12 protein-coding genes are annotated in these 18,565 nt (G+C 43.6%); 2 read left to right on the forward strand and 10 right to left on the reverse strand.

Annotated features, from left to right (window positions below; translation table 11 throughout):
- Positions 1 to 5: 5 nt before the first annotated feature.
- The 4 genes from AC25CA_RS16380 to AC25CA_RS16395 all read right to left on the reverse strand — a co-directional run bounded on the left by AC25CA_RS16380 (position 6) and on the right by AC25CA_RS16395 (position 5,358).
- Positions 6 to 2,180: a glycoside hydrolase family 31 protein gene (locus AC25CA_RS16380; protein WP_486814919.1), complete on the reverse strand. Its 2,175-nt coding sequence runs from the start codon at positions 2,178 to 2,180 to the stop codon at positions 6 to 8.
- A 10-nt stretch (positions 2,181 to 2,190) separates the two neighbouring features.
- Positions 2,191 to 3,075 (reverse strand): sugar ABC transporter permease, encoded by an 885-nt coding sequence (locus AC25CA_RS16385; protein ID WP_486814920.1) that lies wholly within the window; start codon positions 3,073 to 3,075, stop codon positions 2,191 to 2,193.
- A complete protein-coding gene (locus AC25CA_RS16390) occupies positions 3,075 to 4,010 on the reverse strand; it encodes a carbohydrate ABC transporter permease (protein ID WP_486814921.1) in 936 nt (311 codons plus the stop codon). The genes AC25CA_RS16385 and AC25CA_RS16390 overlap by 1 nt, the downstream gene beginning before the upstream one ends.
- A 67-nt stretch (positions 4,011 to 4,077) precedes the next feature.
- Entirely contained in the window at positions 4,078 to 5,358 is a 1,281-nt protein-coding gene (locus AC25CA_RS16395; protein ID WP_486814922.1) for an extracellular solute-binding protein, read from the reverse strand.
- A 242-nt stretch (positions 5,359 to 5,600) separates the two neighbouring features.
- Between AC25CA_RS16395 and AC25CA_RS16400 the strand changes: the two genes are divergently transcribed.
- A complete protein-coding gene (locus AC25CA_RS16400; RefSeq protein WP_486814923.1) occupies positions 5,601 to 7,022 on the forward strand; it encodes an alpha-amylase family glycosyl hydrolase in 1,422 nt (473 codons plus the stop codon).
- Positions 7,023 to 7,165: 143 nt separating this feature from the next.
- Here AC25CA_RS16400 and AC25CA_RS16405 read toward each other — a convergent pair whose 3' ends face one another.
- The 6 genes from AC25CA_RS16405 to AC25CA_RS16430 all read right to left on the reverse strand — a co-directional run bounded on the left by AC25CA_RS16405 (position 7,166) and on the right by AC25CA_RS16430 (position 16,715).
- Complete coding sequence (locus tag AC25CA_RS16405; protein WP_486814924.1) at positions 7,166 to 8,194, reverse strand: LacI family DNA-binding transcriptional regulator; 1,029 nt, start codon at positions 8,192 to 8,194, stop codon at positions 7,166 to 7,168.
- A gap of 88 nt (positions 8,195 to 8,282) precedes the next feature.
- Positions 8,283 to 9,422: an aldo/keto reductase gene (locus AC25CA_RS16410; protein ID WP_486814925.1), complete on the reverse strand. Its 1,140-nt coding sequence runs from the start codon at positions 9,420 to 9,422 to the stop codon at positions 8,283 to 8,285.
- Positions 9,412 to 9,987, reverse strand: coding sequence for a GNAT family N-acetyltransferase (locus AC25CA_RS16415; protein WP_486814926.1), 576 nt, complete (start codon positions 9,985 to 9,987; stop codon positions 9,412 to 9,414). The genes AC25CA_RS16410 and AC25CA_RS16415 overlap by 11 nt, the downstream gene beginning before the upstream one ends.
- The gene (locus AC25CA_RS16420; RefSeq protein ID WP_486814927.1) at positions 9,971 to 13,072 is read right to left on the reverse strand and encodes an ABC transporter substrate binding protein; all 3,102 of its coding nucleotides are present in this window, start codon (positions 13,070 to 13,072) and stop codon (positions 9,971 to 9,973) included. The genes AC25CA_RS16415 and AC25CA_RS16420 overlap by 17 nt, the downstream gene beginning before the upstream one ends.
- A gap of 112 nt (positions 13,073 to 13,184) precedes the next feature.
- Positions 13,185 to 15,773 carry a rhodanese-like domain-containing protein gene (locus AC25CA_RS16425; protein WP_486814928.1) on the reverse strand — a complete coding sequence of 863 codons (2,589 nt, stop codon included), beginning with the start codon at positions 15,771 to 15,773 and terminating at the stop codon, positions 13,185 to 13,187.
- A 33-nt stretch (positions 15,774 to 15,806) separates the two neighbouring features.
- Positions 15,807 to 16,715, reverse strand: a complete 909-nt coding sequence (locus AC25CA_RS16430) for a sulfurtransferase (RefSeq protein ID WP_486814929.1) — start codon at positions 16,713 to 16,715, stop codon at positions 15,807 to 15,809.
- A 241-nt stretch (positions 16,716 to 16,956) separates the two neighbouring features.
- Between AC25CA_RS16430 and AC25CA_RS16435 the strand changes: the two genes are divergently transcribed.
- Complete coding sequence (locus tag AC25CA_RS16435) at positions 16,957 to 18,477, forward strand: ArnT family glycosyltransferase (protein ID WP_486814930.1); 1,521 nt, start codon at positions 16,957 to 16,959, stop codon at positions 18,475 to 18,477.
- Positions 18,478 to 18,565 lie beyond the last annotated feature (88 nt).

Genomic DNA, 18,565 nt, shown 5'->3' on the forward strand with positions numbered 1-18,565 from the left:
TGGGGCTAGCATTTTTTTATACTCTTCATAAGTGGCGCCGAATACTGATCATGCAAAATTTCTTCCCGCAAAATTCCATCTTCCACATGAATCCATGACTCTCTGTAGGCTCCCGATTCGAAGGCAAAACTTTGCCCATCATCAAAATAAAGTTTGGTTTTCAAGCTTTCCGCACCTTCAAAATAAATCAATTCCAATTCGTCTATCTCACCCTCCGGGTCAAATTGCGAAGGCATATCCAGCGGAATCACCGCACCTGCGCGAACAAAAACAGGAATCTCATCAAACCCAGCATCAACAATTGCCACCGATTCCGTAACCCGCTTGCCCGTTGAAAATTCAACCCATTCCCCTTTGGGAAAGATCACCATTCGCTGACGCTGCCCCGGTCTCAAGATCGGACAAACCATCAAATGATCCCCAAATAAAAATTGATCATTCACATCATACAATCTCAAATCTGTCTGATCTAAGAAATAAAGCGGTCGCATAATGGGTAACCCTTCTTGATGCGACTGCCAAAGCGCCGAATACAAATAGGTCCGCAGACGGTAGCGCATTTCCACGGCCTTTTTCATGGCTGCTTGCGCCTTATCACCGAAACACCAAGGCTCTTGATGCCGTGTACCGATCGCTGCATGATTTCGAAATAATGGCGTAAAGGCCCCTAGTTGCATCCATCGAACCATCATCTCGGCAGAAGGATCTCCTGCATATCCACCAACGTCTGAACCCACCATAGAAAATCCACTCATTCCCATATTCAAAAACATGGGAATGCTCATCTCCATATGCTCCCAAGTACTACTGTTGTCACCCGTCCATACTGCAGCCAGGCGCTGCGTTCCCGCGCTCGCGGCACGAGATAAGACAAAGGGGCGTTGATTCTTCAATAGCGCTCTCATCCCCGTCTGGGTCGCTTTCGCTTCATAATGAGCATATTGATTGTGCATGTCCTTTTGCGTTACCAGTCTACCCTCATCATCTCGATGGGTGACGCGAGTCGGCACTGTTTTTGATTTCGTAGAAAAATCAGCGATTTCGTTCATATCATTCCAGATCCCGCGGATTCCTGCCTCAACAAATGCTTTGTGAAGATTGCCCCACCAATCCCGAACCTGCTTTTGCAAAAAGTCAGGAAAAAGTGACTGATCCGGCCAAACCACACCCACGTAGGGTTTACCCGTCTTTGGATCTTGAATAAAGTAGTCTGGCTTTGCACCCAGTAAGGCCACTTGACCGTCTTTCTCCAACTTAACCCCCGGATCAATGATAACGATCACGGTAAAACCAAGCTCACGAACCCTTTGAAGGGTTTCAACAAAATCAGGAAAGGCTTTCTGATCAATGCTGAAAACTCGATACTCGTCCATGTAATGGATGTCCAAATACAAAACATCGCATGGAATTTCTTCCTTGCGGAAGCGTTTAGCAACCGCCAATAATTCCTCTTGGGTTTTATAGCTATAACGACTCTGTTGAAGCCCTAAGAATTTTCGAGGCCACAAGGGGCTTGTTCCGGTCAATTGGCCATAGGCTTTCAATACTTCCTGTGGTGAACGCTTGACCATCAGGTAGTAATCCAAAAAACCTCCCTCAGCAGAAAATCGCATTTCTCCGTCTCCAACTGCCACTTCTCCTCTACCATGATCGAATGAGAATTGCGTATGAGTCGGATTGTCATAATACCAGCCAACACAACGCTCTTCGCTTACTCCCAGGTAAAAGTTAATCGCCGTATGCATGGAAGTCAAAGCCGTGCAGTGCTGGGGCACTCGCGCAAGGGCATCCGTATTCCAATTTTCCATCGTATGATGCATCAAATTCAACCAGTGGTACTTTTCACCCAGTCCATAGACACCCGATTCCCAATTTCGCTTGCGGCTATGCCCAGGCTTGACACCCGTGCGAATCTCTTGATCATCCTGAACCAAGCCAAATGAATCATATACTTTAAGCGTCAGTTCCTTTTTATTCACCACAATTCGAAGGTCCTGCCAACGAATTTCCTCTTCCATCTTCGATTCTTTTCGCTCCAATTCTTTCGGCTGAATCGCTTGCAAACATACAGCATCAGTCTGTATCTTCTCTTGATCATGATAGGAAACCCTCAAGATTCCCTCTGGATAAAATCGGAGACGCAAAGATCTGCGCCCCCGACGAAATTCTATTTTATTCAAATTCATCCTCCTAGCCTTTAACTCCGCCTAACGTTAAGCCGCCAACCAAGTAGCGCGATAAGCTAATAAATAAGATAATCACTGGAATACTGGTAATAAGGGCAGCCGCTGAATATACGCCCCATTGGGTATTAAATTGCCCTTGCATGGATACCAATCCCACCGGTAGTGTTAAAACCTCTGGTTTCGTCAAAATAACCTTGGCTACGATATACTCTGACCAAGCAGACATAAAGGCAAATAAGAAGGTAATCGCAAGCGCTGGTTTTGCCAATGGCAAGATAATCCGATAAAAGGTCATTAATGGAGAAGCGCCATCGATATACGCACTTTCTTCCAGAGACTTTGGAATGGTGTCAAAATATCCCTTCAGCATCCACACGGAAAACGGAACTGCTGTTGCCGTGTAGGGAACCAAAAGTCCTAAAAATTGATTCACTAGTCCCAACTTCACCAATAAAATGTACATGGGCAATAACAGCATGGGACCCGGGAACATCTGTGTAACCAAAAACATCATCATCCCTGATTTTCTTCCTGCAAAGCGATAGCGCGAGAAGGCATATCCCGCCGTTGCCGAGAAAGAAACCGCAATCACTGCCGTCAGGATCGAGATAATCAAAGAATTTCGAATCCATAAAAGCAAGTCGATCTCAAAGATCGCGCGACGAAAGTTCTCTAATGTATAATTATCCGGTACGATCTGCAGATTCATTTGGAAAAGATTATCTGCGGGACGCAAGGCAACGGATAAAATATTAAGCATAGGATAGACCGTCACCACGCACATAACCAATAGCAATAAATAAATCAAGATGATTTTTAGCCAAGAATCATTGCGTTCGAAGTGACGGTTTTTAAAAGAATCGCGAAACTGAACTTGATTGTTTTCCATTACCGCACCTCCTCAAGGCCCTGAGACCGTTTCATAAATGTCATACCGAAGACCAACAAAATCAAGAAGATTACAACCGAGTATGCCGCTGCATATCCATATCGATAGAAGTTGAAAGCCAATCGGTAAACTTCCGTTACCAAGATTTGTGTCTTTTCGTTGCCAAAACCGCCGGCAATAATTAGGATCACGTTCAACATGTTGAATGTCCAAACGGTTCCCAAAACAATGGCCGGTGCCAATACTGGCTTCAATAAAGGCAAGGTAATGTTGCGAAATTGCTGAATCCCAGAAGCGCCGTCAATCTCAGCCGCTTCATAAAATTCCTTATCAATGGATTGCAATCCACCCAAGGAAATCATCATCATAAAGGGAAATCCCAACCAAATATTCGTTAAAATCGCTCCAATAAAGGTCCAGGATGGATTGGTCAGCCATGGCACCGCTGCAAATCCAATCTTCTGCAAGAAAATATTAATTGCCCCAAACTGATTGTTTAACATACCTCGCCAAGTCAAAGCGACAATATATTGTGGAACGGCCCAAGGAATGATTAAAAGCACGCGAAGAATTCCTTTGCCCGGTAATTTTCGATTTAATAAGACCGCTAAAAACAAACCAATTGTTACATGAAAGAATACATTAACCATCGTCCAGACAATCGTACGTCCAAAGGTGCGTAAGAAAGCTGTTTCATGAAGAAGCTTTGCATAGTTTCCTAAACCAATAAAATTTGGATTTTTAAATGTTGCCAAACTCATATCTGTCATAGAAAGATAGATCCCATATGCCAAGGGATAAAACACCATCAACGCCATTACAATAAAAGCTGGCAATATATACCAATATGGTGTCCATGGACCCACCGCTAAATTCATGTTTTTTCGTTTCTTTTTGGGTGATGGCGCTATTGTCGCCGGGTTATTCCCATTCATCGAATTCCGCCTTTCGTGTATTTGAGAAAAAAAGGGGGAAGAACTTTCATTCTCCCCCTATCAATTCTTATTCGCCGCGAATTGTTGCAACACCTTCGACTGCACGTTGCTGCATGTCTTTTGCTGCGTCAGCTGGAGCTTTATCTTGATAAAGAACCGCTTCTAATTCCGGTCTCATCGCATCCCATACCGCACGCATCTCTGCTACGATTGGCATTGGAGTTGTATGTTGAATGGTTGCGATAGATGCTTTTTGCAAATCATCATTTTTAATTTCTGGTAGATCCCATGCCGCGATTACCGCTGGTGCTTGAGAATTTGCCAATGCAAATTTCGCATTATTCTCTGCATTCATAAAGTAAGTGAAGAAAGTTCGAATCGCTTCCGTTTTTGCTGGATCCATTTCCGCAGAAATCATGTACCCTTTTGTTGCGCTGTAGAAAGTCATGTTGTCGCCGCCTGGCATTACTGGTCCTGGTGCGATTCCAAGATCAATGCCAGCATCTTGATAGGAAGTCCATGACCATGCACCATTCAAGATGATTGCTGCTTTGCCTTGTTTGAATAGAGAATCTGGAATATCATAATCCATTCCTTCGATTCCCAAGTTTTCTTTTGCTCGAACATCTTTAACAAATTGAAGAGCTTTTACCATCGCATCGTTATCCAATGTAGGGTTATTATCTGCATCCATAGCGCTTCCACCGTATCCATTATAGAATCCGATAAACCAATATGGCTCTTTTTCGTTAAAGACGAAACCGTATGTTGAATTATCTGGATCATTGGCATCGATGTCTTGAACCTCTTTGGCCATCATCACCAATTCTTCCCAAGTTTCCGGTGCTTTCTCGATCATTGCCTTATTATAAAGCATTGCAATCTGATTGCCATTGATATCTGGAACCGTCCAGTATTCGCCTGCAGTAAATCCATCTTTTCTGGCATTCTCATCCACTGTTGCAAGGAATGAATCTTCCAAAATATTCGTTACCGGTTGAATCAAACCAGATACATTGAACAGGCCCACATTATCCGACGGTCCATAAACCAAATCTGGTCCTTGACCTGCCAAAGAAGCGGTTTGGAAGTTTGTTCTCAATTCTTCCGTTTCATAGTGTGTTCTTGTTACTGTAATGTTCGGATACTCAGCCATGAAGTCCGCAGCAACTTGATCAAATACATCTTGTGCTACAGGGTCCATTTGCTCCCAAAGAGCAAGATCTACTGGTTCTACTGCTTCTGGAGTTTCTCCACCTGTTGCTGGTGCAGCAGGTTCTTCGCTCGTACAACCCGCAAAGAAGGATAAAACGAGTACAACTACTAATACCATGGATAGTTTTTTCATTTTCGTTCCCCTTTCGATTCTTTTGATTAACCATGCACGCCAGTGCAATCGTTTGCATTCACAATTTCATTATACCATCTTCGCTTATTCTGTCAATCCCAAATTGATCGAATTTCCAAAAAAAATCTAAACATAGTACGGATGATTCCGGTTGCACTTTCTAATTATGTAAGTGCAACCGGTTGCTTTAACTTGTAAATTTAGATAGAATGAAACCATAAAGAAGTCATAGGAGGCCCAATATGCGAAAAATCGCGGTGTTACTTGCCGTTTTGGTTTTTATACCCATTTTATCCAGTTGCTCTAGTCCAGATCCCATTACACCAAATGACAACATCTATTTTTTACTGGTTGACCGCTTCTCTAATGGTGAAACGGAAACCACCGATGCGTTCTGGGACATCAATCCAAATGCACCCAAAGCCTATCACGGCGGAGACCTTCAAGGTGTCATTAAAAAACTTGATTACCTTCAAGATCTGGGGATCACCGCCATCTGGCTCTCCCCCCTTGCTGACAATGAAACCGGGGGATACCACGGCTATTGGATTGAAGATTTCTACAAGGTAGAAGAACATTTCGGCACGATGGAAGACTTACAGTCCCTGGTCAAAGAAGCCCATGCCCGGAACATAAAAGTGATCCTTGACCATGTGGTCAATCACACTGGCTACAACAGCCCATGGCTAAAGGACGAGGAAAAAAGCCAATGGTACAACCCAAGAGCCGATATCATCAACTGGTCGGACCCCATTCAATTGGAAACCGGTTGGCTAGCCGGGCTTCCCGATCTGGATTTTTCTAATCCCGATGTGCAGTCCTTTATGATCGAAAATACCCTGTGGTGGATTGATGAAACCGGCGTCGATGGTTTCCGACTCGATACCATGCGCCATGTTCCCCATGAATTTTGGAAGAACTTCTCCATCGCTATAAAATCAAAATATCCTGACTTCTACCTGATTGGCGAGGTTTGGTCCAATGATGTGAAACAATTGGAAAGCTATCACCAAGATGGCATAGACGGCCTAACCAACTACTCTCTCTACGAAGGTCTTCGTCAAGCCTTTTCCGATGGTGGTGAAAGCTACACCCTGATTCAAGCCCTTCGAAAGGAGGATCGCTTAAGCAAGCCGGATTGGAACGGTCTCTTTATCGACAATCACGACAATGCAAGAATGATTTCAGTCGGTTCAAACGGTCAAGCCCATGTCAAGCAATCCCTGGCCTTTCTCTACACCTATCCCACCATTCCCATCCTCTACTATGGAACTGAATTGGGATTAGAAGGTGGAAGCGACCCTGACAATCGTCGTGACATGCCTTGGGATCGCATGGATCAGCCACCTGCAATCTATCAATGGACCAAGGATTTAATCCGTCTGCGGCAATCCATTGTGTCAGAGGGAGATCCTGGATACCGGATACTCTCCTATGACCGCTATGCTTTTGCATCCATCTTGGAAGCGGGAAATGAAAAACTAATTAGCATCTACAACCTGTTGAACAAGGAGAAACAATTTGAGGTCGACTTGAGAGCGGTTTCTGGCCTGAGTTTTCCGGTCACCCTCACCAATCCCATGAACGGCGAAAGTTACACCTTCGATACGCCTCTTCAAACCCTGACCCTGCCCCCAAAAGCAGTCATTCTTCTTCAGCCATAAAAAAAACCCTCACAGTCGTGAGGGTTTTGCTTTACCATCTATTTCGTTTCTCGAACCCTAGCATATAAAACTTGCGATTGCGAAACGACAGCCCTACTTCTACAATCGTAGTTCTCATAGACATCGGCTTCCTAATCATAGCATTACTTAATTGGCTTTTCCTTCACGCACGACGATGCTCGTTCAATAAATTCCGTGTCGATCAAACAATGTGTCACATCGCTCTTCTGCTTCAAATTCGTAATTAAAAGTTTCGCCGCTTCATAGCCCAAGGCTTCCGCTTTGATATCCACCGAAGAAATAGCAGGCGTTTTATATTCTGCCAAGATTGTATTGTTGAATCCTGTTAATGCCACCTCGTCTTTCTTCAATTCCACAAGGGCTTTCTGCGCCCCAAAAGCAATTAAGTCATCGGTTGTTACAATGGCATCTGGTCCCGCTTGACCAACCGATTCAAAAAGTGCCATGGTTGCTTCGTATCCTGCCTTCTCCGTGTAAGCCCGTTCGATCACCCACTCAGGTTGATACGGAATTCCGTAATGTTTCAAGGCTTTTTGATAACCGCGCAAGCGATACCGGGTCACCACGAACTCATGAGGCCCCCCAATAAAGGCAATCTGTTTATGCCCCTTTTCCACAAGACTGGCAACGACTTCATACATGGCGTTGCTGTTGTTGTTGTCCACCCAAAGAATTTCATCTACATGGTCTTCCGGGGTTCCAATCACGACAAAGTGATGCTGATTAGCCCGCAAAAATTCAACACATCTATCATTTTCCCTGATCGTTGTCAGGATTACACCGTCCACCCATTTGCTTTGGAGCAGTTCGTCCAGCATTTTAATTTCCTGGTCTTCATGATCGGTATAGCTGTAGAGAATATAGTAACCCGCCTTTTGTGCATACCGACTGATTCCCCGCATCACCTGTACATAAAATGGGTTCTGAAGCAAATCTTCATCATTATTGGGCAAAAGCAAGCCCAGTGTTCTTGTTGATTGATTGGCAAGTGACCTGGCAATCGCATTGGGACGATACTGCAGGGTTTTCATCGCCTCCGAGACTCGATCCTTGGTCGCTTGTGATATTTTGGGATGATCAGCAATGACACGGGAAACCGTCGAGGGGGAAACCCCCGCCATTTTTGCAACATCTTTTATTGTAGTCGGCATAATTTATCCTCCGTGGTACCGTTTGCACTCATTATACCATGCATTCGTTTCTCCACAAAACAAAAACTCCGGAAGCCCGGAGTTTCAATTATTCACCAAATGCCGCAATGACTTTCTTCAATTCCTTTCGAATCTCAATTGCCTGCGGACAATGGGATTCGCAAAGTCCACATTCCACGCAATTCGAAGCTGCTTGAGAACTTCCTAGAAATTTAAGATAGTTGTTCTTCGCACCCTCTTGGTCCGAAAAGAGAAACGCATTGTTATAATACTCAAAACATCCTGGAATATCGACGCCATGCGGGCAAGGAAGGCAATATTTGCACCCCGTACAATCCACCTGGATCTTTTCATGCAAGATTTCTTGAACCTCTTTAAGAATATCAAGGTCCTCTTTCGACAAATTACCAACTTGCCCGCGTTTTGCCGTCTCCACATTCTCCATAATTTGATCCAGATTCGACATGCCACTTAAAACCAAACTAACTTCTGGACGGTTCCACAGATAGCGAAGTCCCCATGCCGCAGCGGTTTTCTTCTCTTTACTCGTTTCAAACAGCGCCGTCGCCTCGGGTGGAAGGCTATCTACCAAGCGTCCGCCCCGCAAAGGCTCCATCACAATCACACTGAGTCCATGGCTGGCTGCAAATTCCAATCCTTCCATTCCTGCTTGATAGTTTTCATCCAGATAATTGAGTTGAATCTGACAGAATTCCCAAGGATAAGCCTCAATAATTTCCTGAAAGAGATCAAAGCTGTCATGGAAGGAGAATCCCACATGACGGACCTTCCCCGATGCCAAGGCTGCATCTAAAAAATCAAAAATACCATGCTCTTTCACTTGTGCCCATAATTTTTTCGTTAAGGTGTGCACCAAATAATAATCGATATGATCCGTTTGCAATCGTTCCAATTGTTGATCCAAATACTTGTCCATATCTTGGCGGGAATGAATCAGCCAGCTTGGCAATTTCGTCGCCAAATGAATCTGATCCCGAATCCCCAGGGCCTGAATCGCCCGCCCTACCACAGGCTCGCTCATCCCCCCATGGTAGGGCCAAGCTGTATCGATATAATTCACTCCACCTTCAACGGCCGCCCTCATCATTTCCTGGACTTGTTTTTCATCAATTTCTTTCGTGCTTTCCCCTTGTAAAGGGAACCGCATACACCCCAAACCCAAAACAGAAACCGATGCATGATTTCTTCCAAATGCTCTATTCTCCATCTTTCCACTCCCCTTTCCACTCTTCTCTTACAATCGCATAGTGAATATGATCTTCCCACTTCCCATAAATATTCAAGTATCGTTTTGCAAGGCCTTCTTGTCGAAAGCCTAATTTCTCCACCACACGGCGGCTGGCCAAATTCCTTGGCATCACGTTCGCTTCAATCCGATGCAGATGAAGACGATCAAAAGCAAGGGGGATGGCCTCCCTCAAAGCCTCTGTCATCAAGCCTTTCCGCTCACAATCCTGATCCAAGCGATAGCCTAAAAAACAAGATTGAAAGGCACCACGTACCACATTGGCAAAACGAATGGAACCAATCACCCGCTGTGGCTTGCTCTTTTCAAAAAGCCACAGCCGCAAGGACTTTTCTTCCTTCCACTCCAAAAAATCATTTTTCATGACCTCTCTCTGCTTGGCCTTTGTGTAAAATATATCCGGCTGAATCGGCTCAAAGGGGGCTAAAAATGACTTGTTCCGTTGGAAGTAGGAAACGATTTCTGATAGGTCCTCAACGACTCCTGTTTTCAAAATCATGCGTTCTGTCTCAATTTGTATGGTCATTGCTGCCCTCCCTGTGCATCTTATCAATTAAGCGAATCAAGGCTTCAATTTTCATCGGTCTCGCATAATAATAACCTTGAAGCAAACACTTCATTTCTGTCAAGAACTCCGCTTCAGCCTCCATCTCAACCCCTTCAGCAACCAATTGATATCCAAATTGCTTAGAGAGCATCACTATGGATTGAAGAATCTCACGGTTTTCTGGATTTTGATCAATTTCATGGACAAAGTACTGATCTACCTTTAAAATATCGGCCGAAATCTTGCTTAATTGCGCAAGGTTGGCATATCCCTGACCAAAGTCATCAATGGCAATTTGAACACCCTCCTGACGGGCATCTCGCAAGAAATCATCAATCTGCATGCCGTTTGTAAAGGGTAAGGTTTCCGTAAATTCCAGCACCAAACGTTCTGGAGCAATTTTATATTCTTTCAAGATTGCCTGAACCTCTTCAAAGAAATTTTTGACTTCCAATTGACTTAAGGATACATTTACGTGCATGGAAATCGACTCTGGCAGTTTTGTTAAATCTTTCATCGCTTGGCGAACGACAAAACGGCCAATGGGATGAATATAGCCCATGGCTTCTGCCAATGGAATAAATCGCAGTGGTGATACAAGGCCTAGTTTCGGATGATCCCACCGGATCAAGGCTTCAACAGCGACAACCCTTTCTTGACTCCCATCAACAATCGGCTGATACTTCAAATAAAACTCATTTTTCTCAATTCCTTGCTTCATCGACGTCATCAATTCATAACTATCATTGGCAAGAGCTTTCATGGTTTTCCGATAAGCAACAATTCGGTTTTTTTGGCTGCGCCGGCCAGAGGTCATGGCCAAGTCCGCACAAGTTAGGAGTTCTGGAATCCCCTTTGCATCCTTTGGATATCTGGCGGTTCCAACCGATGCAGTAACTTCCACTTCTTCTGCCCCAACCTGATAAGGTTTCTCAAACAAACCTTTAATTTTCAATAGCGATTCATTGCGTTCCTCATCACTCATATTAAAGTGACAAATTGAGAACTCATCCCCACCCAATCTACTGATCAAAACATTGGGAAAAGCCAATTTGATCCGATTTGCGATTTGCTTAAATACCTCATCTCCAAAATAATGCCCAAATCGATCATTCAAGACTTTCATATGATTCAAATTAAGCATATACAGAGTCGCTGAATCCGACTTAACAAGTTCTGCCTCGGCTTGTTCCAGGTAGGTAGACCGATTCAATAATCCCGTCAATCGATCCTTTTGAGACATTTCAATCAACAATCGTTCTTGCTGCTTTCGCTCTGTAATCTCTTCCATCATTCCCACATAGTTAAGCACCTCTTGCTGATCAAATACTGCAAATATCGAAAAGGAAAACACGCGATAGTTTTCTGCTTCTTTGAATGATAATTCTCCTGCCCAATATCCTTCAGCTTCTAGCTCTTCCCAAATTCCTTCGCTCCCTGATAAAGGTTCAAGAGCCAGTCGTATGGAAACCCCCATCAACCGCTCTCTCTTACGTTGAACCAAATCCAGGAAGGATTGATTCATCCAGACTAGACCCAATTGGCGATCAGCAATCAAAATACTGTTTCGATTAGACTCCAAAGTCTGCTTATAGACCGATAAAACTTGCTCCAATTTTTTTTCATGGCTTTCATCCGAAAACAAAACATAAGCGCCCAATTTTTGTTCTTCATCTACAATCAAATTCAAGTGTGCGCGGAGAAACGGATAATCTACCAGTTTATATTCATCCGGTTGAGTTTCAACCCACTGACCAATCACTTGATTCAGTTGAGGATTACCTGAAATTTTTTCCAGGTTGAACATCTTCAAAAAGGGACGATTGCTCTGCACAATTCGATTCATATCATCTAAAATGACAACCGGAAATTTTACAGCTTCAAAGAATGATAAAAACCGCAAGTTTTTTTCATGAAGCAGATTCCCAGTCTTCGACTTCATTCGCAACCATACAGAAAGAAAGACAAGTACGACCACTCCAAGAATCGCAAGGCCCATTATCAGATAAAAAAGTTCTCGATAAGCATCAGAAAAGGGAATCGGCTTGTACAAAATTTCACTGCCCACTGGCAATTGTTTTTCCTTGAGTAGAAACCGTTCCAACTCTCGATGATCAAACTGATAGCGATTGCTTTCTTCTCCATCCAAAATCGGAAAGGATTCGATGGCTTCTCCATCCAAAATTGCAAGGGCTCGTTTTGCAGTTTCTTGCCCATAGGCTGTGTAGTCGATCACCTTGCCGCCTAAGGTACCCTGTCCCAGTCCAAATTCATAGGGACTGAAAACCGGTGCCGTCTGCTGTCTCATCAAAGACATCACCTCATTAAAATCTCGGCGACTTCCCTCACGATCCAGGTAGGAAGACAATAAAAAAATCACGTCATTTCCCTGTACGGTCTGCAATTCATCCTCAATCTCTAAAAAAGTAAGCTCTGATGATCGAATCTCCCGGGTTAGAATCTCTGGAAATTTCTTTAACGCTTGCGCAAATGATTCATATTCCGCAATCCCCGTTGGGGTTTGATCCCGTAATACAATCAATTCATCCATGCGGGGAAAAAGCTCCGAAATCAAGGCCAATTGCGCCTCCATGGATGGTCGCTCAATGATCCCCGTAATATGTGTACAGTTCTCTATTGCATCGGCCAACTCTTGAGAATTAACGCCCATAAATAAAATTGGCAAGGGTCCGAATAAAGACATATGAGTATCGGCTACAAATTGAAGTGCATTGTCATCTGAAACAACAATCAAGTCATAGGCTTCCCGAGTCTCCAGCTTATAAGCAAGCATCTCATAAAACTGAGTCACGTACTTTTCATCGTAGATCCGCTTGGTATCCATAAATTCTGTATGAAGGGTTACCTGGGACTCTTGAAAACCCATTTCCAAGCCATTTAAAAAGCGTTCAGTTGTTGGAAAATCCAGGCTATATGAAAACAAAACCAAGATACGTGGAGGATCCTCCAACACACTCTCAGTATCCAATCCCCAAGTTTCTGATGGCATCAAAAGAAAAAGGCAAATCATCCATGCCAAAACTATTTTTTTAAATTTTTTCATTTTGCCACCTCCCAATCCATTATATCAAATATGTACCCCACAGAATTCATGAACGACAAAAAAAGCACCCGGAATAATCCGGATGCTTTTTGTAAATTTTAATATTCGTGAATTATTGAACGATTTCGAATCCGTCTTGATTGGACCAGCCAAGAGGAGCATTTGATTCCATTCCCATGCCGCCATTCAATGATACCGCATCAAATCCCAACAATCGAAGTCCTGCAGTTGCTTGTCCAGCAGTTTGTCCTGTGTAGCAGTAGACAACCACTTTTTTCGCGTCTGTCGGAATTGTGTTGAATGATTTTTCCATGCCAGCACCCCAAGGAATATTGTTTGCACCTTGAATATGTCCTGCAGCAAAATCTTTTGCAGATCGGATGGAAAGAATATAATCGTCTTTTCCTTCTTCCATGTTTGCCTTCAAATCAGCTTCAGAAACCTTGTAGTTCTTCCACTTTTTATCAGCCACATCGGCAAGACCATTATAATATGCAGTCAATGCCTCTTGAATTGATGGCTCAATTGGTGTTGCCGCATTAAATGTTGCGACCTCAGTTGTTGTTGCCGCTTCAACGCCTTCAACTTTTGAGATACCGAAGTTCCAACCCAGGTTGACGCTTCGCGCATTGAATCCGGCTAGGTTTAATGTCATTACCGCTTGTCCAGCTGTTTGGCCAGAGTAGCAATAAACAAATACGGGTTTGTCGTTAGGGATTGTCGCCAATTGCTCTGCAATTGGAGCGCCCCAAGGAATGTTAACTGCGCCAATTGCATGGCCTTCTGCGTATGCATCCGGCTGACGAATATCAACAATCGTCATTTCCTCGCCTGCTTTTACCATTTCAACAAAATCAGCTTGACCGATCTTGTTGTTATTAGCTGGCAAATTCGCGAAATAACTCATCACACCTTGCTCTACAACAGTCCCTGTAACAACTGGCTTCTCATTGTTTGCCCAACCGAGAGGAGCATTTGACTCCATGCCCATGCCGCCATTCAATGAAACCGCATCGTAACCCATCAAACGAAGGGCTGCAGTTGTTTGACCAGCAGTTTGTCCGGTGTAGCAGTATACAACGATCTTTGTATCCATTGGAAGACGATCAAATTGTTTTTCCATTCCAGCGCCCCATGAAATTAGGTCTGCGCCTTCAATATGACCTTCCGCGTAAGCAGAAGCCGCTCGGATTGACAAAAGTTTGAAATCTTCGCCTGCAGCCATCATGGCTTCCAAGTTATCTTCCGATACCTTATAGTTTTTCCATTGCGTATCCGCCACGTCAGCAAGACCATTGTAATATGCAGTCAGTGCTTCTTGTACAGATGGATCAATTGCTGTTACCGCACCAGCAAACTCAGCTGCATCGGTTACAGTAACTGCATCAACGCCTTCAACTTTTGAAATACCGAAGTTCCAACCCAAGTTGACGCTTCGTGCATTGAATCCAGCTAGGTTTAATGTCATTACCGCTTGTCCAGCTGTTTGGCCAGAGTAGCAGTAAACAAATACGGGCTTGTCATTAGGAATATTGGCTAGGTTTTCAGCAATCGCTGATCCCCAAGGAATATTCACTGCACCTTCAACATGACCTTCTGCATAGGCATCCGGCTGACGAATATCCAAAATTGTCATTTCTTCGCCGGCTTTTACAAGTTCAACAAAATCCGCTTGACCAATCTTGTAGTTATTGGCTGGCAAGTTCTCAAAGTATGCTTTCACCTGTGCTGAAAGATCCATGCTTACAACTGGCTTTTCTTGGTTGGCCCATCCTAGAGGAGCGTTTGAGGCCATGCCCATGCCACCATTCAATGATACTGCGTCATAGCCCAACAAACGTAGACCCGCTACTGTTTGACCTGCAGTTTGTCCGGTGTAGCAGTATACGACGATTTTCTTGTCCATAGGAAGCATGGAGAAATTCTCTTGCATGCCAGCGCCCCAAGACATTCTTTCCGCGCCTTGAATATGACCAGCTTTATAAACATCTTCTCCGCGAATTGACAAAAGATAAAAATCTTCGTCGGCTTGAATCATCGCTTCCAAGTTGTCTTCAGACACTTTGTAGTTTTTCCATTGGGTATCTTTAACATCAGCAAGGCCTGCGTAGTATGCAGTCAATGCTTCTTGTACTGCTGGTTCAATTTCTGTAACTGCGCCTGCAAATTCTGCAACGTCAGTCGTTGTTGCCGCATCAACGCCTTCAACTTTTGAGATTCCGAAGTTCCAACCCAAGTTGACGCTTCGTGCGTTAAATCCAGCTAGATTTAACGTCATCACCGCTTGTCCGGCTGTTTGGCCTGAGTAGCAGTAGATAAATACAGGTTTGTCATTAGGAATATTGACTAGGTTTTCTGCAATTGGATCACCCCAAGGAATGTTGACAGCGCCTTGAATATGACCTTCTGCATAGGCATCCGGTTGACGGATATCTAAAACAGTCATTGACTCTCCAGCTTTTACCAGATCAACGAAATCCGCTTGACCGATTTTATTGTTGTTTGCTGGCAAGTTTGCGAAGTATGCATTTACTGCCGCATCTAAGTCAAAATCTGCTGTGGGTTCTGTTGCTGGTTCGGACGTTTCTTCTGTAAGATCCATTGATGCTGCTTCTGGTTCTTCAGTCGCTGCACATCCCGCTAAAGAAAATGCTAGTACCAAAACCAAAAGCAAAGAAAGCAATCTTGAATTTTTTTTCATCTTGTTCTCCCCTACCCTTTTTTTTACGACTTTTTACGACGCATCTTGTGTAGTGATTGGAGCAGAAGCTTCTGGCTTTTCAACCACGCCTGTTGCTGACCATTCCAACCAAGCACCGTCATAGACTTTTACCTTTGTATAACCTGCTTCTTCCAAGAGCGCTGCTGTAACCGTTGCTCGATAAGAAGATTTGCAGTATGCAACCACTAATGTGTCTTTCTCAACCCCTAAATCTTTATAATTCAAAGAGATCGCTTGCGTATTTTTGAAGGTTCCGTCTGCATAATAGTTCTTGGTGTGTGGATACAAAACTGCACTCGTTACATAGCCTTCGCTATATTCTGCAGCTGATCTAACATCCAAGATGATACAATTTTCTTCTTCGCTGGCAATCAAAGCTTCCACTTCTTCTTTGGTCGCATAACGCTCTTTATCCAATTCTTGTGCTGTATAGGTCTTTGCTGCTGGTGATGGCACGTCCGCTGTTAAAGACAAGCCTGCCTTTACAATCGAAGCTTCTCCACCATTGATCAATTTAACGTTTTCATGACCATAGGCTTTCATTGTCCACCAAACACGTCCCGCATACACGCTTCCCTTGTTATCATAAATTAATACTGTATCGGTTTCCGAAATTCCTTTGGCACCCAATACCTTTTCAACTTGCTCTTTTGGTGCAATCATCGCTTTTACAGGCTCCGAGATTGTCAACTCTGAAGGATCCAAATGAATGGCTCCTTGCAAGTGACCCTTTGCGTACTCTTCTGCAGTTCGCGCATCGACAACAACAACGTTTCCTTGTTCCATCAATGTCGCAATCTCGCTTGCCTCAACGATGTTTGTACCATTTTCATAGGTCGTTTTCGCTGCACATCCGGCGAATGCCCCCATTACAAGCACAGCTACCAAAAATAGCAACCCTAATTTCCAATGGTTTTTCATCTGTTGAACCTCCCCATTTTGCATTTCTATAGACATTCCTTTAGTCGATTGAGAGATCGTTAAAGTGCCTTACATTCATGCAAAAAAGATTGTTAATTTTTTTTCAATCCAATAACATTATACCTGACGATACGTGATAATTGCCATAAGCTTTGCTTATTCAACATAGTTTTATCAAATAGCGCTATTTCACTTCTATTGTATAATGAAGAAAGAACACCTAGACAAAGGAGAAATACCCATGCAAAACTCAAAATTGAAACAGGCCATGCCCACAATCATTGCCATAGGCTTCTTTCTCAGTCAAATTCCAGGTTTAACCCGTTATCCCTTTATGCATTCGGATGAATCCTGGCTGAGTGGACTGACCCGCATGATGATGGAATCCAATTCCCTCCGCGTCACTGAACCTTTTTTTGATCTTTATCCTAGAAATCCTCATGCCATTAAATCTACTTATCACCTTTTACAAGCTCTTTTTATTCAAGTTTTCGGTTATGAGCTTTTTTCTATTCGGATGATGAGTTTAATCTTCGGCTGTGCAAGTCTCTATATTTTCTATCGGATTCTTGAAAAAACTGGCCTTTCATGGGCCTGGGCGAGTTTAGGAACACTGATTCTCGCTGCACAGCCCGATTTTATTTACGCCTCCCATTTCGCACGACAAGAAATTGTGGTCAGTTTTTTTCTCTTATTCGCTTCATGGATGTGGCTCAATAAAAAAAGAAAGCTTTCCCTTTTGGGCCTCTTTATTGCCCTGGGTCTTCATCCCAATGCCTATTTGGGCGTATTTGCTTTGCTTTGTTCCGGGACCGCTTTCAACTGGAGTCAGAAAGAAGCACGTCATCAACTTATAAAGATGATTTCATGGCTAGCCGGTATTACCGGTTTTTATGTTCTCGCAAGTTTCTGGATGAACCCAAATTTTATTACAGACTATCTCGCCTATGGCTCCTCTTTGGGTGTTACCGCCGACGTCGGCGGAAAATTTTTGGGATTTTTCATGTTTTTTAAGAAATTATGGCTTGGTATCAGCGGTACCTACTACCTGCCGCCCCTGCGCCTGGCCCTGAGCCTAATTGCAATCGGCTTACCCGTCTCCCTATGGCTTGGTATTCGAAAAAAGCAAAACATTTTCCTCGCTTTGGCAATCCATCAGCTTGCCTGGTGTCTGGGAATTTTTATCGTTGGCCGATATAATGCCACCAGTGTCTTCTTCCTACTTCCAGCAGCTTGTCTCATTTTTATAATTTTTATTGAAAAATACATACCGCAAATTCCTGCTTGGATTTTGACTGCAGGACTCATTGTGGTCTTCTCAGTCACCTCCATGGGAGAAATCACTCAACTGCCGAAAAATCATTACGAAAACTATCTTAATAAAATTCAAGCTGTCCTACCTGCTGACGCAGTGGTTTTGGCTAATCTCAACACAGAATTTCTCTTTGAAGCAGGACAGCTCTATGATTATCGCAATCTAGCTTATCTCGATCCTGAAGTAAACAGATTAGAAAGCTATCTCATGGAGCGGGGCATTAGCCATATCCTCTATGCAGATGAGCTAGACTTTATCCATCGCAATCCCCAGCCATGGCAGGTTCTCTATGGACCCGACGAATCTTGGTATACAGATATGCAAAGCTTTCTTGCTGAAAACTGCCAAGAAATCGCAACCCTACCAGCACCCATCTATGGCAATCGAATTGTACCTTTTTTAAATGATCCTTTCTGGCAACTTCATATCTATCAGATAAAAAAATAGCACCTGGAGCCATGATCCGAAGAATGAGCGCCCAGGTGCTTGTTTCAATTATTCATTTATATATTTACTCTCTTCTCCTGTTTCCTTG

The sequence above is a fragment of the Gottschalkiaceae bacterium SANA genome (assembly GCA_036323355.1).
GTDB lineage: Bacteria > Bacillota > Clostridia > Tissierellales > GPF-1 > GPF-1.